The organism is Rhodanobacter umsongensis (assembly GCF_042654965.1).
Classification (GTDB): domain Bacteria; phylum Pseudomonadota; class Gammaproteobacteria; order Xanthomonadales; family Rhodanobacteraceae; genus Rhodanobacter; species Rhodanobacter umsongensis.
In genome coordinates this window covers 75,306-89,045 of record NZ_JBHSMK010000009.1, presented here as the reverse complement: position 1 = coordinate 89,045, position 13,740 = coordinate 75,306, and the positions used below count along the sequence as shown (strand labels likewise).

At 65.0% G+C, this 13,740-nt stretch carries 14 protein-coding genes; 11 read left to right on the top strand and 3 right to left on the bottom strand.

Translation table 11 applies throughout. From position 1 onward, the window contains the following. Nucleotides 1-334: 334 nt before the first annotated feature. From ACFPME_RS13105 to ACFPME_RS13095, 3 genes are read left to right on the top strand one after another with little or no spacing between them, the layout of a single operon-like run. Complete coding sequence (locus ACFPME_RS13105; RefSeq protein ID WP_377306010.1) at nt 335-706, top strand: hypothetical protein; 372 nt, start codon at nt 335-337, stop codon at nt 704-706. 1 nt (nt 707) lies between these two features. Continuing rightward, nucleotides 708-983, top strand: coding sequence for a DUF5985 family protein (locus ACFPME_RS13100; protein WP_377306008.1), 276 nt, complete (start codon nt 708-710; stop codon nt 981-983). Nucleotides 984-986: 3 nt separating this feature from the next. Continuing rightward, entirely contained in the window at nt 987-1,250 is a 264-nt protein-coding gene (locus tag ACFPME_RS13095) for a DUF5985 family protein (protein ID WP_377306006.1), read from the top strand. Between the two features lie 136 nt (nt 1,251-1,386). Here the strand turns inward: ACFPME_RS13095 and ACFPME_RS13090 are convergent, their stop codons facing one another. Together ACFPME_RS13090 and tdh are read right to left on the bottom strand one after the other, a co-directional pair. After that, the gene (locus ACFPME_RS13090) at nt 1,387-1,788 is read right to left on the bottom strand and encodes a response regulator (RefSeq protein WP_377306004.1); all 402 of its coding nucleotides are present in this window, start codon (nt 1,786-1,788) and stop codon (nt 1,387-1,389) included. A gap of 309 nt (nt 1,789-2,097) precedes the next feature. Then, nucleotides 2,098-3,120, bottom strand: a complete 1,023-nt coding sequence (gene tdh, locus ACFPME_RS13085; protein WP_377306780.1) for an L-threonine 3-dehydrogenase — start codon at nt 3,118-3,120, stop codon at nt 2,098-2,100. Nucleotides 3,121-3,267: 147 nt separating this feature from the next. On the opposite strand from tdh, the gene miaA reads away from it, so the two are divergent. The 6 genes from miaA (at nt 3,268) to ACFPME_RS13055 (ending at nt 9,593) form a co-directional block, all read left to right on the top strand. Beyond that, entirely contained in the window at nt 3,268-4,233 is a 966-nt protein-coding gene (gene miaA / locus ACFPME_RS13080) for a tRNA (adenosine(37)-N6)-dimethylallyltransferase MiaA (RefSeq protein ID WP_377306779.1), read from the top strand. Between the two features lie 158 nt (nt 4,234-4,391). After that, the gene (gene hfq, locus ACFPME_RS13075) at nt 4,392-4,685 is read left to right on the top strand and encodes an RNA chaperone Hfq (protein WP_377306002.1); all 294 of its coding nucleotides are present in this window, start codon (nt 4,392-4,394) and stop codon (nt 4,683-4,685) included. Nucleotides 4,686-4,742: 57 nt separating this feature from the next. Continuing rightward, nucleotides 4,743-6,044: a ribosome rescue GTPase HflX gene (hflX, locus tag ACFPME_RS13070; protein ID WP_377306000.1), complete on the top strand. Its 1,302-nt coding sequence runs from the start codon at nt 4,743-4,745 to the stop codon at nt 6,042-6,044. 178 nt (nt 6,045-6,222) lie between these two features. Next, a complete protein-coding gene (gene hflK / locus ACFPME_RS13065; RefSeq protein WP_377305998.1) occupies nt 6,223-7,305 on the top strand; it encodes an FtsH protease activity modulator HflK in 1,083 nt (360 codons plus the stop codon). Continuing rightward, nucleotides 7,305-8,171, top strand: coding sequence for a protease modulator HflC (gene hflC / locus ACFPME_RS13060; protein WP_377306778.1), 867 nt, complete (start codon nt 7,305-7,307; stop codon nt 8,169-8,171). Before hflK ends, hflC begins: the two co-directional genes overlap by 1 nt. Before the next feature lie 129 nt (nt 8,172-8,300). Further along, on the top strand, nt 8,301-9,593 hold the full coding sequence (locus ACFPME_RS13055; RefSeq protein ID WP_377305996.1) for an adenylosuccinate synthase: 1,293 nt from the start codon (nt 8,301-8,303) through the stop codon (nt 9,591-9,593). A gap of 117 nt (nt 9,594-9,710) precedes the next feature. Here the strand turns inward: ACFPME_RS13055 and ACFPME_RS13050 are convergent, their stop codons facing one another. Next, on the bottom strand, nt 9,711-10,097 hold the full coding sequence (locus tag ACFPME_RS13050; protein ID WP_377305994.1) for a DUF302 domain-containing protein: 387 nt from the start codon (nt 10,095-10,097) through the stop codon (nt 9,711-9,713). A gap of 200 nt (nt 10,098-10,297) precedes the next feature. Between ACFPME_RS13050 and ACFPME_RS13045 the strand changes: the two genes are divergently transcribed. Both ACFPME_RS13045 and ACFPME_RS13040 read left to right on the top strand, forming a co-directional pair. Then, the gene (locus ACFPME_RS13045) at nt 10,298-10,927 is read left to right on the top strand and encodes an HD domain-containing protein (RefSeq protein WP_377305992.1); all 630 of its coding nucleotides are present in this window, start codon (nt 10,298-10,300) and stop codon (nt 10,925-10,927) included. Between the two features lie 101 nt (nt 10,928-11,028). Then, on the top strand, nt 11,029-13,737 hold the full coding sequence (locus tag ACFPME_RS13040; RefSeq protein WP_377305990.1) for a DEAD/DEAH box helicase family protein: 2,709 nt from the start codon (nt 11,029-11,031) through the stop codon (nt 13,735-13,737). Nucleotides 13,738-13,740: the final 3 nt, after the last annotated feature.

The window sequence follows — 13,740 nt, the reverse complement described above, 5'->3', positions numbered from 1 at the left end:
GCGCTGGGCAAGAGGACGCAAGCTGTCTCCCATCATGACCTACCGGCGAGGCGGGCTCAACGCCAGCCCGTTCCATGGGCGGCCACGGTGGTGGCGGGCCGTGAATTTCACGTGAAAATGGCGGGAGGTTGCACGCCGCCGGCCCAGTGCCGATACCGCGCCGGACACTTCAAATATATGCCGCGCTTGTTGCGGTGACCTGGGGTAACGGTCGCCTTGGCAACCGTTGACCCAGGGCCTACCATGTCCAGCCTTCGCCGCAGCGCGCTCGTCTGCCCGTGATTCACCGGACAGCTTCGCGCCGACTCCCAGGCATCAGGGGACACACTCAGCAATGCCGGTTGAAAAGGATGTATCGGAGTTCCTGCGCTCGACATTCCGATCGATCTGGTCGCTGGAACTGCTGTTCCTGCTGGCGGATGACGCCACCCGCTGCTGGTCCTGCCCGGAAATGGTCGCATCACTGCGCGCCAGCGAACTGGTGGTGAACCAGGCAGTCGACAACCTCAACGCGGGGGGGCTACTGGTGCCGGAACCGGGGGATTGTTTTCGCTACGCTCCCGCCTCGAAGGAAGTTCACTTGCTGGTGATCTCGGCGCGGTCACTTTACGCGCACTCTCCCGATGCCGTTCGTCGCATGATCATTCGCTCGCAGTCGAACCACCTGCTCAAGTTCGCCGACGCTTTCAAGTTCAGGAAGGGCTAGCGTGACCCACTATTTTGCCCCAGCGGTCTATCTGCTCTGCTTTCTGGCGGCCAGCCTGTGCGCCATCATGTTGGGGCGCAGCTTTCGTCGAACCCGGAACGCGTTGCTGTTCTGGAGCACGCTGTGCTTCTCGATGCTCGCGCTGAACAACCTCGTGCTGGTGCTGGATCTGGTGGTCTTGCCCCAGCTTGATCTGGCCATTCTGCGAGGGTTGATCTCGCTTGCCGCGATCGCGACCCTGCTGTTCGGCTTCATCTGGAACGGGGAAGGGGAGTAACCGATGGCGACGATCTACTTCCTCTCGGGTGCAGTCGCACTGGGCTACATGCTCGCGGCCATGTTTTTTCTGAGGTTCTGGAAACGCACCACCGACGCGCTCTTCCTTTCCTTCGCCGTGGCCTTCGCCTTGCTGAGCGTCGGCCAAATCGTCATTGCCTCGGCCAACATCTACGCGGAGGACAGCAGCGCGGCGTATCTCGTGCGCCTGTCGGCATTCGCCCTCATCATCCTGGCCGTATGGCGCAAGAACCGGCCATCGCGCTGAGGCGGCGTTGGCGCGGACGGCAGCGCCGCTAACTGTGCCTTGCGCATGGCGCCTGCGGCCGTGTGCGCAGCGCGCGAGCATGTCTTCGCGCGCATGGTTCTGGTCGAGCACAAGCCTGGCTGCGAGCGAGACCCGGCTACACGGAAGGGGCGTGGCCCGTCACCCGCTCCATCGCCTCGAACAGCTTCTCTGCCCCGTAGGGCTTGATCACCGCGGCAGAGTGCGCGTCCAGCGTCAGGCCATGATCCGCGTGTCCGGTGGCGTAAATCACCGGCAGGTTGGGACGGCGGATTCGCACCGCCTGCGCCAGGTCGATCCCCGAGCCATCGGGCAAACCGATATCGGTGATCAGCACGTCGACATTGTCCAGGTCGTGCTGCAGCGCGGTCTTCGCGGACGAGGCTTCGAAAACGTGATGCCCTTTGTGCGAAAGCGTATCGGCCAGCAGCATGCGGATCAGCTGTTCGTCCTCGCACAGCAGGATGCGCAGGGGAGGTAATGAGCGCATTTTCGACTCCGGGTTGTTGGACGGATTCATCGAAGTGTTTCATTCCAGCGAGTGCGGCTGGTGAGCCGGGGCGAACAGCAACTTCCCCTGCCGGGCGAGTCCGTGCCACGACGATGGAACCGGCTCGCAAATATAGACCAAGTAAGACGTCCTGCGGCCCGCTCCAGCCCAAAAGCAGCGTTGGCGCCCCGGCCAAGCCGTTTCGCGCGGCGCGGCGCCACCCAAGCCCCTGGCTTTGCCGGGGCTTGCCGCGATCGGGTTGGCGCCTGCCTGCTGCCGCACCGGAGCGCGCGGCAGACGACCTCGGCGGCGGCGAAACAGGGCTGGCTGGCCGTGCGTTCAGATCCAGGAGCAGACGACCTTGCCGCACGTGCCGGCATCCATCAGGTCGAAACCCTTCTGGAAATCGTCGATGGCGATCTGGTGGGTCAGCACCTTCTGCAACGGGAAGCCGGTGAGTACCATCTGGGTCATCTTGTACCAGGTCTCGTACATGCGCCGGCCGTAGATGCCCTGCAGGGTGAGGCCCTTGAAGATCACCTTGTCCCAGTCGATGCCGGCTCCGCGCGGCATGATGCCCAGCATCGCTACCTTGCCACCGTGGTACATGCATTCCAGCATGTCGTTGAATGCACGCGGGTTGCCGCTCATCTCCATGCCGACGTCGAAGCCCTCGATGTGCAGGTCCTTGACCACGTCGCGCAGCGGCTGCTTCGAGACGTTGACCACGCGCGTTGCACCCATGTCGGCGGCGAGCTTGAGGCGATAGTCGTTGACGTCGGTGACCACCACATTGCGCGCGCCGATGTGTTTGGCGATGCCGGCGGCGATGATGCCGATCGGACCGGCGCCGGTGATCAGCACGTCCTCGCCGATCAGGTCGAATTCCAGTGCGCAGTGCGCGGCGTTGCCGTACGGGTCGAAGAACGCGGCCAGCTCGGATGGGATCTGATCCGGGATCGGCCACAGGTTCGAGGCCGGCATCGTCATGTACTCGGCAAACGCGCCGTTGCGGTTCACGCCGATGCCGATCGTGTTCGGGCACAGGTGCTGGCGGCCGGCCCGGCAGTTGCGGCAGTGGCCGCAGACGATGTGGCCTTCGGCGGAGACGCGGTCGCCGACCTTGTAGCCGGTCACGCCCGGGCCGATCTCCGCGATGCGGCCGACGAATTCGTGGCCGATGGTGAGGCCGGGCTTGATCGTGCGCTGGCTCCACTCGTCCCACTTGTAGATGTGCAGGTCGGTGCCGCAGATCGCGGTTTTCTCGATCTTGATCAGCACCTCGTTGGGGCCGACCACCGGCAGCGGCACTTCTTCCATCCAGATGCCCTGTTCGGGCTTGCGCTTGACCAGGGCCTTCATCGTCTGCGACATGGGAATCCATCGGTAGGCCCAAACAGCCGGGCGGGGAGGCGGCAATTATAGAACCAGCCGGGCGCAGGGCTGCTCTGAGTTGCAAGGCGACGCCGCTTGCTGGCTGCCCGGCACCGTGGCCCCTACACTTTCATGATGTCTATCGATGCCCGCCCGCTCGCCATCTTCCTGATGGGCCCCACCGCCTCGGGCAAGACCGCGCTGGCGTGCGAGCTGAGCGAGCAGTTTCCGCTGGCCCTGGTCAGCGTCGACTCGGCGCTGGTCTATCGCGGGATGGACATCGGTACGGCCAAGCCAGACGCGGCAACGCTGGCCCGCCATCCGCATGCACTGATCGACATTCGCGACCCGGCGCAGCCGTATTCAGCGGCGGACTTCTGCGCCGATGCGTTGCCGGTGATGCGGCAGATCGGCGCGCAGGGCAGGGTGCCGCTGCTGGTGGGTGGAACCGGGCTGTATTTCCGCGCGCTGCACCAGGGGTTGTCCGATTTGCCGCAGGCCGACCCGGCGATCCGCGCGCGACTTTCCGCGGAGGCCGGGCAGACTGGCTGGCCGGCCATGCATCGACAGCTGGCGCAACGGGATCCACTGGCCGCAGCACGGATCGGCCCCAATGACGCGCAACGGCTGCAGCGGGCGCTGGAAGTGATCGAGCTGACCGGCCGGCCGTTGTCCGAATTGCAGCGCGGCAGCGCGGCCACGCCCTTCCCGTGGCGCGTGCTCAAGCTGGCGCTGTTGCCGACGGATCGCCGCACGCTGCACGAGCGCATCGCCAGGCGTTTCGACGCCATGCTGGCGGCGGGGTTTCTCGACGAAGTGCATGCGCTGCGCGCTCGCGGCGACCTGCATGCCGAGCTGCCGGCGATCCGGGCGGTCGGCTACCGGCAGGCGTGGGAGCATCTGGACGGCGTGACCAATGCGGCGGAATTTCGCGACCGCGCCGTTTTTGCCACTCGCCAGCTGGCCAAGCGCCAGATCACCTGGCTGCGCAGCGATTACAGCGCACGCCTGTTCGATCCGGATCAGCCCGCGCTCATCGCGCGCGCCACCGATGCCGTGCAGCTCTTTCTGGGCGCTTCACGCCGGCCGGGCGGACGCTGACCGCCGACTCGTGCCGCCATCGTGACCCAACGCACTTGCGCGGCGTAAAAATCTCCTTTCATCAAGCATTTGAAAGCAGCTAACATCCCCGTCATGTTGGGCCGGGGCGCCGTTGGCGTTTTTTCCCGGACCTGTCCGTGGCAAGGGGAGAACAAGAGATGTCCAAGGGGCAATCGTTGCAGGATCCGTTTCTGAATGCGCTTCGGCGCGAACGCGTGCCGGTCGCCATCTACCTGGTCAATGGCATCAAGCTGCAGGGCACGGTCGAGTCGTTCGACCAGTTCGTGGTGCTGCTGCGCAATCAGGTGAGCCAGATGGTCTACAAGCACGCCATCTCCACCGTGGTGCCCAGCCGCAACGTGCGTATCGGCAATGGCCACGACGGCCATGAAGGCCATGAAGGTCACGACCATCATGCCGACACATCGGCCTCTGCCGACGCGGACGCTTGATAGACGGGCCTCCAGCCCGCATGAAGTGGGTCTGTTTCCAAAGGATCACACCCACTAGTGTTTGACAGAAAAGAGAAAGGCGATCGTGCCGTCCTGGTTCTGCCGCATTCCCGCGGCGAAGGCGATACGGCCCGGCGCGCCGAAGAGTTCGCCGAACTGGTGAAGTCCGCTGGCGCCGAGGTGCGGGGCGTGGTCAGCGCTCGTGTCGAGGACCCCAACCCGCGTTTCTACATCGGCAGCGGCAAGGCCGACGAGGTGGCCGAGGCGGCGCGTGCGCTGGAAGCCGACGTGGTGTTGGTCGACCACGTGCTCACCCCGGTGCAGGAGCGCAACCTCGAAAAGCATCTGGGCATCCGCGTGGTCGACCGCGCCGGCCTGATCCTGGACATCTTCGCCCAGCGTGCGCGCTCGCACGAAGGCAAACTGGAAGTCGAACTGGCCCAGCTCAAGCACCTGGCAACCCGGCTGGTTCGCGGCTGGACCCATCTGGACGCCCAGCGCGGCGGCGCCATCGGCAACCGCGGGCCCGGCGAAACCCAGCTGGAAACCGACCGTCGCCTGATCGGCGTGCGCGTGAAGATGCTCACCAAGCGATTGGAGAAAGTGCAGACCCAGCGCGGCCAGCAGCGTCGCTCGCGCCTGCGCAACACGGTGCCGCAGGTGGCGCTGGTCGGCTACACCAACGCCGGCAAGTCCACCCTGTTCAACGCACTGACCACCGGCGACGTCTACGCGGCCAATCTGCTGTTCGCCACACTCGATCCGACCGTGCGCAAGCTGGAAGACCTCAGCTGCGGCCCGGCCGTGCTGGCCGATACCGTGGGCTTCATCCGCGAGCTGCCGCACGACCTGGTCGCCGCGTTCCGCGCCACCCTGGCCGAAGCGCGCGACGCCGACCTGCTGCTGCATGTCAGCGATGCCGCCGACGAAGAGCGCGACCGCCTGCATCGCGTGGTCGACAACGTGCTGGAGGAAATCGACGCTGGCGACGTGCCGCAGCTGCACGTGATGAACAAGATCGACCTGGCCGGCAGCGAACCACGCATCGACCGCGACGCCGCCGGCAAACCCGTGCGCGTCTGGTTGTCTGCCGCCACCGGGGTCGGTCTCGACCTGCTGCGTCAGGCGCTGGGCGAACTGCTGGGTGGCGAACGCGTGCAGTCGGCATTGCAGTTGCCGCTGACGGCGGGACGGCTGCACGCGCGGCTGAAGGCGGCTGGCGCGATCAGCGGAGAAACGGTGGATGAACACGGCTGGCAGTTGCGCATCGACGCGCCGCGCAGTGTCATCGCGCCGCTCAGCGGTGGCGACCCCGCCGAAACCCTGCTGCTGCGAGGGTTGCTGACTGTGGTGGAATGACCGCTGGTGCGCGGACGGGCCCATCCGGCTCTGCTAATATGTCCAGCGTTTGTGCGGTCCTCACCAACCCGGCCGCGCATCCCATCGAAAGCTCAGGCTGAATCTCATGTGTAACCCGGTTCAACGCGTGTTCCGGCCGCGGTTGCCGGCCTCCCGACGGCTTCAAGGAGACTGACTCGTGGCATGGAATGAACCCGGCAAGAACGGGCAACGTGATCCCTGGAACAGGAAGCGCCCCTCCGGCAAATCGTCCGTGGACGACCTGCTCAATCAGCTGAAGAACCGCATGGGGAGGCTGGGGCAGGGCCCCGGCAGCATCCTCACCGCGGTACTGGTGCTGCTGGTGGTCGGCTTGCTGTTCAGCAGCTACACCATCATCGGTGCGCGCGAGGCCGGCGTGGTATTGCGCTTCGGCCAGTACTCGCGCACGTTGCCGCCGGGCTTCCACCTGAAGCTGCCGCAGCCGATCGAGTCGGTCAACAAGGTCGAGGCCACGCGGATCCGCTCGGTCACCGACAAGGTGGCCATGCTGACCAAGGACGAGAACATCATCACCATCGACTTCACCGTGCAGTACCAGGTGGACGACTCGCGCAAGTATCTGTTCTCGCTGAACGACCCGGACGGCACCATCGGCGCCGCCGCCGAAGCTGCCGTGCGCTCGGTGATCGGCAGCAGCGACATGGACCAGATCCTGTCCGCCGCGGGCGCGAGCCTGGTCAGCCAGGCGCAGGTCGCGCTGCAGAAAACGCTGGACGGCTACGACTCCGGCCTGCGCGTCACCGAGGTCAGCTTCCAGAACGTGGCGCCGCCGAACGAGGTGAAGGACGCCTTCGACGACGTCAACAACGCCCGCGAAGACAAGCAGAGCATCGAGAACGCCGCCCTGGCCTACGCCAGCAAGGTGGTGCCGGTGGCCCGCGGCGACGCCGCGCGCATCGCCGCCGAGGCTTCCGGCTACAAGGCCGAGCGCATCGCCCGCGCACAGGGCGATTCCGCGCGCTTCGATTTGCTGCTGACCCAGTACAAGGCCGCGCCCGAAGTCACCCGCAAGCGGCTGTGGCTGGAAACGATGGAACAGGTGATGGCCAACAACCCCAAGGTGATCGACGGCTCCAACGGCCGCAACATCATCACCCTGCCGCCGCTGCAGGGTGCCCCGGCGGCGCCTGAAAGCGGCTCGGCCACGGTGGGCGCGATCGTGCCGACCACGTCGCCTGCCAACAGCAGCAGTGCCGCCGACAAGGGAGCCCAGCCATGATGAAGATCGGCTCCGCCATCATCGCGATCCTGGTGCTCCTGCTCGGCCTCAACAGCATGTTCGTGGTCGGCGAGGGGCACAGCGCCTTGCTGCTTCAGTTTGGCCGCATCGTGCACACCGACTACCAGCCGGGCCTGCATTTCAAGCTGCCGGTGATCCAGCAGGTGATGCATTTCGACAAACGCATCCTGTCGCTGGACGCGCCGCCGGAGCGCTACTTCACCTCCGAGAAGAAGAGCGTCAATGTCGACTTCTACGTGAAGTGGCGCGTTGCCGACAATGCCGCGTATTACCGCGCCACCGGCGGCGACCAGCTGCAGGCCGCGCAGCGGCTCACCCCGATCGTCAAGGACGCGCTGCGCTTCGAGTTCAACGCCCGCACCTTGCCCGACCTGATCTCCGGTGGTCGCAAGGACATCACCGAACGCGTGCGCGCGCAGACCGATGCGTCGGCGCGCAAGAACCTCGGCATCGCCGTGGTCGACGTGCGCATCAAGCGCATCGACCTGCCCAACGAGGTCAGCGAGTCGGTCTACAAGCGCATGCGCGCCGAGCGCCTGCAACTGGCCAACGAACTGCGCTTCACCGGCCAGGAATCGGCCGAGACGATCCAGGCCGACGCCGATCGCCAGGGCCAGGTGCTGCGTGCCGATGCCCAGCGTGATGCGGCCAAGATCCGTGGCGATGGCGACGCCCAGGCTGCCGCCATCTACGCGCAGGCGTATAGCCAGGATCCGGAGTTCTTCACCTTCTATCGCAGCCTCGCCGCCTATCGGAAATCGTTCGAGGACGGCAAGGGCGTGATGATCATGAAGCCGGACGACGAGTTCCTGCGCTACTTCGGCCAGCCCGCCGCAAAGCGCTGAGTCGGCGGGTTCGGCGTTATCCCGAACCATGCGTCATTCCCGCCTGCGCCGGAATGACGCGCAAGACATTTGACGACGCCCCTCAGCGGGCGTGACCAACGAAACGAGAACCTCCCGGAGTAATGCAGCATGGGCAAGTCAGTAGTCATTCTTGGTGCCCAGTGGGGCGACGAAGGCAAGGGCAAGATCGTCGACCTGCTGACCGAGCGCGTCAGCGCGGTGGCGCGCTTCCAGGGCGGCCACAACGCCGGCCACACGCTGGTGATCAAGGGCAAGAAGACCGTGCTGCACCTGATCCCCTCCGGCATCCTGCGCGACGACGCGCTGTGCCTGATCGGCAACGGCGTGGTGCTGTCGCCCGAAGCGCTGATCCAGGAAATCGCCGAGCTCGAGGCCAACGGCGTCGAGGTGCGTTCGCGCCTGAAGATCAGCCCGGCCACGCCGCTGATCATGCCGTACCACATCGCCGTCGATAAGGCGCGCGAGATCGCTGCCGGCGGCAAGGCCATCGGCACCACCGGCCGCGGCATCGGCCCGGCCTACGAAGACAAGGTCGCCCGCCGCAGCGTGCGGGTGGCCGACCTGATGTACCCGCACGAACTGCCGGCGCTGATCAAGACCGCGGTCGACTACCACAACTTCATCCTCACCCAGTGGCTGAAAGTCGAGCCGGTCGATTACGACACCGTGCTGAAGGACGCGCTGGCCTGGGGCGAGTACATCCGCCCGCTGGTCGACGACGTCGCCACCATCCTGCACGACGTGCGCGCCGAGGGCGGCAACATCCTGTACGAAGGCGCGCAGGGCGCGCTGCTCGACATCGACCACGGCACCTATCCCTACGTCACCTCCAGCAACACCACCATCGGCGGCGCGCTGGCCGGCACCGGCGTGGGCGCGCGCGACATCGACTACGTGCTGGGCATCTGCAAGGCCTATGCGACGCGCGTCGGCAGCGGCCCGTTCCCGACCGAATTGAACGACGACATGGGCGAGCGCCTGCGCAAGGTCGGCAACGAGTTCGGCGCCAGCACCGGCCGCCCGCGCCGCTGCGGCTGGATCGACCTGGTCGCGCTCAAGCGCGCCACCCAGATCAACGGCATCAACGGCCTGGCCATCACCAAGCTCGACGTGCTCGACGGCCTGGAAACCGTCAAGGTCTGCATCGCCTACGAATACCGCGGCAAGCGCCGCGAACTGGCCCCGCTCGACGCCGACGGCTGGGACGAGTGCAAGCCGGTCTACCTGGAATTCCCCGGCTGGCAGGAATCCACCGCCGGCATCCGCGACTGGAACCAGCTGCCGCCCGCCGCCCGCGCCTACCTGCGCGCGGTGGAAGAACTCTCCGGTTGCAAGCTGGCGCTGGTCGCCACCGGTGCGGATCGTGATGACACCATCGTGCTGGATGATCCGTTCGCCTGATCCTGCTGCAGGCGACGCGCGATACAAAAAGCCCCGCATGACGGGGCTTTTTGTTGTCCGCGCCGCAGTCGCGCATCTGCCCGGCGTGCGCTCCTTGCATCGGCATGGCCATGCCGGCTAGGCCGCCGAATCGATGATCTCCTTCAGCGTCTGCTCCACCGCACGCGCCGCCTCGGCGATCCGCGGGTCGTCGTGGGAGATCAGCGACAACTGCGCGGTCGGCGGCACCATGCCGATCCAGGTCTTGCCGTGATCCTCGTAGATCGAGATGCGGCAGGGCAGCGCCATGTTCAGCGACATGTCGATGCCCAGCACCTCCGCCGCCTGCCGCGGATTGCAGACCTCCAGCACCAGGCACTCGTTGGGCAGGTCGAAGCCCTTGTCGGCCAGCGTCTTGCGGAAGTCGTAGTGGTGCAACAGGCCAAAGCCGTGACCCTTTACCGATGCCTGCACGTCCTCGAACGCGCGATCGACCGATTTCAATGTCTGCTTCTTGTACAGCATGGGAGTGCTCCTGCTCCGACGTGGCCGGGTCTGGCGATGGTACGGCCGGGCGTGCATGGCGTGCGTGCACGGCAACGGGCGAGGGCAGGTCGAACCATCACCGCGTTGTGCCAATACCCCCCGCAGGGCGGGCAACAATCTCGCCCCCTGCGACGTGTCACTGACATCATGGGCGCGGTGAAACACCCAAGGGGGACAATATGACCGCACTCACCGACCGCTTCAGCCGCGCCGTCGACTACGCCCGCACTGCCCATGCCGCGCAGTTCCGCAAGGGCTCCAACATCCCGTACATCTACCACCTGCTCGGCGTGGCTAGCCTGGTGATCGAATTCGGCGGCAACGAGGACCAGGCCATCGCCGGCCTGCTGCACGACACCCTGGAGGATTGCGGTGCCGCGCACGAACACGTGATCCGCGCCCAGTTCGGCGACGCCGTCGCCGACATCGTCAAGGCCTGCACCGATGGCACCGCCGAAGGCAAGGCCAGCCACACCGACCCCGACGCCAAACGCCGCGACTGGATCGAACGCAAGCTCGCCTACCTCGCGCATCTGCGGGCGGCATCCGAGCAGACCTTGCTGGTCTCCGCCTGCGACAAGCTGCACAACGCGCGGGCCATCGTGCAGGATCTGGAAAACCCGGACGTGGGCACGCGCGTGTTCGATCGTTTCACCGGTGGGCGCGAGGGTACGCTTGGGTATTACCAGGCGTTGGCGGAAATTTTCTCGTCGCGTGGCGTGCCGGTCGCCACCGTGCTTGATGGCGCGGTGGACTGGATGCATGAGCTGGCGGGGGCGGAGTCGCGCACGACACTTGCGGGCGCATGACGCGACATTGGATCGACCCCGTCTCCGAGGCGACAGCGTATAAACTAAAGGAATCACCTGTGCCACAAGCCAGGTCACAGTAAACAGGGGCGTCGCACCGCATGGCACTTCATCCGGAATTTCCATCCTCGCCGTATGCCATACCCAAGCCGGATCAGCGCTGGTTTCCAGCGTCCGAGGATTTGCGCAAGACGGCTTACGAGAATCTGCTGCCACCGCTGGTGGCCAAGATTCGCGAGGAGGTCAGTGCATGGCGCGACGCGGGCTACCCGGGTGCGTCTGGTACGTCACAGGCGTTGTTGCGCTGGTGGTTTCAGACCCCGCATCAGGTCGAGCAGGCCGACGGCACGCTGACTACGTTCCAGTACTACTTCGCCCAGCGCGAAGCGGTGGAAACGGTCATCTGGCTGTATGACGTCAAGCAGGCGCGCGACAAGTACGACCTGATGCGTTTCGATGCCTCCGGCTCCATATCGGCCAACATGTTCCCCGAAGACTGGCCGCGCTACGTCAGCAAGATGGCCACCGGCTCGGGCAAGACCAAGGTGCTGTCGCTGCTGATCGCATGGTGTTACTTCCACAAGCTTTACGAACCCGACTCCGCACTGGCGCGCAACATGCTGCTTATCGCGCCGAACATCATCGTGCTGGATCGGCTGCGTACCGACTTCGATGGCCTGAAGATCTTCTTCAACGATCCGGTGCTGCCCGACAACGGCCACGACGGTCGCAACTGGCGCGACGATTTCCAGCTCACGCTGCACGTGCAGGACCAGGTACGCATCGTGCGTCCCACCGGCAACCTGTTCCTGACCAATATCCATCGCGTCTACCTTGGCGATGTGACCGAGCCATCGCTCGAAGACGACGACCTGCGCGACTACTTTCTCAGTCCGTTCGGCCCCAAGCCTGTCGGCAAGACCACCGACAGCAATACCGATCTCGGCGAAATCGTGCGCGAGATCGACGAGCTGGCCGTGTTCAACGACGAGGCGCACCACGTCCACGACGAACGCATGGCGTGGTTCAAATCCATCCAGGACATCCATCACCGCATGCTGCAGAAGGATGGCCGCCTGTCGCTGCAGATCGACGTCACCGCCACGCCGAAGCACAACAACGGTGCCATCTTCGTCCAGACCGTATCCGACTACCCGCTGGTCGAGGCGATCCATCAAAACGTGGTCAAGCACCCGGTGCTGCCTGACCGCGCCAGCATCGATCGCCTCGAAGAACAAAAGAGCGCTCTCTTCACCGAGCGCTATGCCGACTACCTGCAACTGGGTGTCGAGGAGTGGCGCAAGAGCTACGCCGAGCACGAGAAGCTGGGCAAGAAAGCCGTGCTGTTCGTGATGGTCGACGATACCCGCAACTGCGATGAAGTCGGCGCCCACCTGGAAAAGATCTGCCCCGAGCTTCAGGGCGGCGTGCTGGTCATCCACACCAAGAACAACGGCGAGATTTCCGAAGCCGCCTCCGGCAAGAAGAACGAAGAACTGGTCGCCCTGCGCAAGGCGTCCAACAGCATCGACGGCTGGGATAGCCCGTACAAGGCCATCGTCTCGGTGCTGATGCTCAAGGAAGGCTGGGACGTACGCAACGTCACCACCATCGTCGGCCTGCGCGCATACACTTCCAAGAGCAATATCCTGCCCGAGCAGACGCTGGGTCGAGGCCTGCGTCGCATGTACTTCGGCAGCAGTGCCAACGAATACGTGTCAGTGATGGGCACGCAGGCCTTCATGGATTTCGTCGAGACCATCAAGACCGAAGGCGTCGAGCTGGAACACGTGCCGATGGGCAAGGGTGCCGAACGCAAGGATTCACTGGTGGTGGAAGTGGATACCGGCAACCCCGCCAAGGACCTCGATGCGCTGGACATCGCCCTGCCGCGACTCACCCGCCGCTACCAGCGCGAATACCGCGATCTGGCCACGCTCGATCCGGCTGGCTTCTACAACGTGCCATTGCCGCTAAAGCCTTTCACCCCGGCAGAAACCCGCCAGATCGTGTTCAAGACCATGCTTGACGACAACGAGCATCACAGCATCGAACTGGACGCCAGCGGTCCGGTCGACTATCGCTCGGTGGTCGCCTTCTTTGCCCGCCAGCTGCTCAAGGACCTGAAGCTGGTTGGCGGCTACGACCTGCTGTACCCGCGTGTGCGCGACTTCATGCGCGATCATCTGTTCGAGGGCAGCCCGGTCGACCTGGAAAATCCCATGGTGCTGCGCAATCTGGCCGAGCCCGCCGCCGGCAAGCTGCTGTTTGACAACTTCACCAAGGCGATCAATGCGCTGACCGTGCGCGACGCCGGCAGCGTCGGCATCGAAGGTTATCTGCGCCTGCGCGACACACGCCCGTTCCGCACCGAGAACCGGCCGTACCTGGTGCCGAAGCGTTCGTTGTTCAACAAGATCGTGGGCGAGCCGAACGCCGGTGGGCTGGAGCTGGCCTTCGCCGCCTTCCTCGATGGCGCAGAGGATGTCGCCGCCTTCGCCAAGAACTACCTCGCCGTCGGCTTCAAGATCGACTACGTCAAGGCCAGCGGCGAGCTGTCCAACTACGTCCCCGATTTCATCGTCAGGACTACCGACGGGATTGTCTGGATCATCGAGACCAAGGGCCGTGCCGAGCTTGACCTGCCGCAGAAGATGCAGCGTTTGGCTGGCTGGTGTGCAGATGCCACGGCCGCCGATGCGGGCACCGTGTACCGCTTCGTCTACGTCGACCAGGCCGGCTTCGAAAAGCATCGGCCCGCGACATTCGCGGCGTTGCCGGCCAGCTTCCGCGACTACCAGCCAGGTTGAACC